At 32.0% G+C, this 3276-nt stretch carries 5 protein-coding genes; 3 read left to right on the forward strand and 2 right to left on the reverse strand.

From position 1 onward, the window contains the following. Positions 1-4: 4 nt before the first annotated feature. Both ABWO04_RS10675 and ABWO04_RS10680 read left to right on the forward strand, forming a co-directional pair. Positions 5-211: a helix-turn-helix domain-containing protein gene (locus ABWO04_RS10675; protein WP_353079691.1), complete on the forward strand. Its 207-nt coding sequence runs from the start codon at positions 5-7 to the stop codon at positions 209-211. A gap of 5 nt (positions 212-216) precedes the next feature. Continuing rightward, positions 217-696 carry a GyrI-like domain-containing protein gene (locus ABWO04_RS10680; protein WP_353079687.1) on the forward strand — a complete coding sequence of 160 codons (480 nt, stop codon included), beginning with the start codon at positions 217-219 and terminating at the stop codon, positions 694-696. A gap of 433 nt (positions 697-1129) precedes the next feature. Here the strand turns inward: ABWO04_RS10680 and ABWO04_RS10685 are convergent, their stop codons facing one another. Continuing rightward, a complete protein-coding gene (locus ABWO04_RS10685; RefSeq protein ID WP_353079688.1) occupies positions 1130-1579 on the reverse strand; it encodes a GNAT family N-acetyltransferase in 450 nt (149 codons plus the stop codon). Continuing rightward, a complete protein-coding gene (locus ABWO04_RS10690; protein WP_353079689.1) occupies positions 1567-2466 on the reverse strand; it encodes a LysR family transcriptional regulator in 900 nt (299 codons plus the stop codon). The genes ABWO04_RS10685 and ABWO04_RS10690 overlap by 13 nt, the downstream gene beginning before the upstream one ends. A 147-nt stretch (positions 2467-2613) precedes the next feature. On the opposite strand from ABWO04_RS10690, the gene ABWO04_RS10695 reads away from it, so the two are divergent. Next, entirely contained in the window at positions 2614-3009 is a 396-nt protein-coding gene (locus ABWO04_RS10695; protein WP_353079690.1) for a rhodanese-like domain-containing protein, read from the forward strand. The last annotated feature ends 267 nt before the right edge of the window (positions 3010-3276 follow it).

Below are 3276 nucleotides of genomic sequence, written 5' to 3' on the forward strand. Positions count from 1 at the left end.
ACCTATGCCAATTATAGTAAACTTGGATGTGATGATGGCAAAACGAAAAATGTCATTAAATGAATTGTCTGAAAAAGTTGGATTAACATTGGCAAATCTTTCTATTCTTAAAACAGGAAAAGCAAAAGCAATAAGGTTTAGTACATTGGAAGCTATTTGTAAAGTTTTGGATTGTCAACCTGCTGATATATTAGAGTTTGTAAATAAATAGTGAAAATGATACCAAGAATAGAAACAATAAACGAGAAGAAATTGGTTGGAAAAAGAATGACAATGAGTTATTTCGATTATAGAATAGGAAAATTATGGGGTAGTTTTATGCCAAGAAGAAAAGAAATAACCAATACTTTGACAAACGATTTAATATCATTAGTTGTATATGCTTCTAATCACTTTATTGATTTCAAACCTACTAACAAATTTGAAAGATGGGCCACGGTAGAGGTTGAAAATTTCAATAAAGTGCCAGATGAAATGGAAACATATAATTTATCAAGCGGACTTTATGCTGTTTTTAATTATAAAGGAATGAGTTCAGGAGCCCCAGCTTTTTTCCATTACATTTATAGCGAATGGGTACCAAATTCAGACTATGCATTAGATGATAGAGCACATTTTGAAGTTTTAGGTGAAAAATACAAAAACAATGACCCATCATCTGAGGAAGAAATTTGGATACCGATAAAAGCAAAATAAGTAATAGACTTCCTGCAAACTTGCACCAAGTTTAACCCTTCAATTTCCTAATGGTCACATACTCAATCATCGCATTATAGTTGCATCTTTCGTAGAAAAGGGGAGCAAAATCAGTGTGAGTTTGAGGGGGGGAGTGTGAATCTCCTCACACTCAATCTCACACTCACACTAATTAAGGCCGGGAATCTAATCTCGGCTTTTTTGTTGCAACAATTGGAAGATTGCTGCATCTTCCGTCAATGAGGGGAGCAAAAGTGGAAAGGAGGTCAATTTTGACCTCTTTTTTGTTTTTAGAACCTTCCAAAACACCTCTGGTTTTGATTATAACCTCTATCGGTGGTGCATAAGTGGGTGCTGCTGCTCAATATCTGTTTCGATTTGGATATGAATTTACCCCTTCTTGTATGAGACAATTAATTAAATACAGAACAATTTAAAATTCAATGAAAAATCTGACTTTGTCTTTTCCTTTACCTCCAATTCGATTGTAAAATTTTATGGCTCTTTCATTTAAAACAGGTGTTTGCCATTGAATATTTACGCAGTTATTTTTTTTCGCAATTTCTTTTAGTTTTTCAAAAACTACTTCACCAATTCTACGTCCTCTATATTCTGGCTCTAAATACAAACAGTCCAAATATAGAAATGTCATTGCATCCCAAGTTGAATAATCAAAAGTGTAAGAAAAATATCCTTGGAGATTATTACGGATTTCAATTACATAACAATATAATTTTGGTCTGTCGGAAAATATCGCCTTTTTTAATAAAATTTCTTTTCCATTTCTGTTATAATTTGCTTGCTCAAATTCCGAATGTTTGCCACATAGTTCAACTAATATTGGCAAATCTTTTTCCGTACATTCTCTAATTATATATGCCATAGTTGATTGATTTCTGATTGTAAAAATTCGATAAAGTGATTAAAATATGCTGGATATTTTTTGTTATTCATAAGAGCGATAAAATGTTTCCTCTTTAATCCATTTTTGCCAATTCTAATCGTTTTAAGAGAATTCTCTTTCAAATAAGGTTGCACAGCCCATTTTGCCATTGACATAATACCCATATCTGCTTTTACCATTTCTATTGATGCTTCGGTAAGTGGGAGTGGTGTAATTTTTTTCGGTATTACTTTAGCTGGGGATAAAAGAAATTGATAAACAGAGACTGTTTCCAATGGCAATGAATGAATTAATAAATGTTCATTAATAAAATCCTCTGCTAAAACATATTTTTTGTCAGCCCAAGAGTGATTCGTAGAAACAATCATTAGCATTTCGTCTTGAAAAAGCTCTAGATAATTAATATTATCATCTTTTATGGGGTCACTTGTTATTGCAATATCAATAATATTTTTCTTTAATTTTTGTAATGGATAATGAGTGGCTTCCATCACAATTTGTAATTCAACATTAGGATAAAGCAGATTAAATTGTCTCAAAACGGATGGTAACCAATGATAACTTGAATAACATTCGGTACTTATTCTGATTGTACCATACTCTCCAAAAATCAATTGTTTTATTTCCTGTTCAGTATCAAAAAGTTTTTCTAAAATTTGATTTGCAGTAACGTATAATTTCTGTCCCGCTTTGGTTAAAATTAATTTTTTATTTTGTCGCAAAAATATTTGTGTGCCCAACTTATATTCAGCTTCTTTCAGTTGATGGCTCAACGCAGATTGCGTCAAATTTAATTTATCAATTGCCTTTGTTATGCTTCCTTCTTCGACAATGGCTTTAATTAGTTTTAAATGTCTTATTTCCATTTAATACAAATAAATTATTACAAAGAAACAAATTTAGATTAAATGTTTTCTATGAAAAAAATGAATGATTCTGATGAATTCTTTTCGTTTTTAATGTATTTGTGTTTGTTATATTTTTAGTTCATTAATAATTTAAAAATTCTAAAAATGGATGCACAAATTAAACATTACGAACAGAAACTGGCTTTTGAAATGGACCCCTCAGATTTGTTTGATGCGTTAAACAATGGCGAGAAAGTAATTGCGCTTGATGCAAGAATGGCATTTGGATTTGATGCCGAACATATTCCTACAGCTATCAATATTCCTCATCGTGAAATGAATGTAGAGACTACTAATCATTTAAACAAAGATTTTGTGTATGTTACTTATTGTGATGGAATTGGTTGCAACGCCTCAACAAAAGGAGCTTTAAATATGGCAAGGCTTGGTTTTAAAGTCAAAGAACTGATAGGCGGTATTGAATGGTGGAAATTTGATGGATATGCAACAGAAGGTACTAAAGCAAGTCAATCTGGTGCGAAAATTCAATGTGCTTGTTAAAATTTGAAAACTCAGGATATACACCTTTGTTTACAGAGACAAAAAGATTCAATGAAGAAATTTTGAGAATCTACTAATATTTCACTTTCTGTAAACTTTAACCAAGTTCAACCCTTTAATTCCCTGATAGTCAAATACTCAATCATCGCATTATAGTTGCATCTTTCGTCTGTAAGGGGAGCAAAATCAGTGTGAGAGCGAGATTGGGTGTGGGAAGTTTTCCTACACTGATTTTACTTCGCTCTCAAACTCAAACCTTGTGCGCCG

The sequence above is a fragment of the Flavobacterium sp. genome (assembly GCF_040382755.1).
GTDB lineage: Bacteria > Bacteroidota > Bacteroidia > Flavobacteriales > Flavobacteriaceae > Flavobacterium.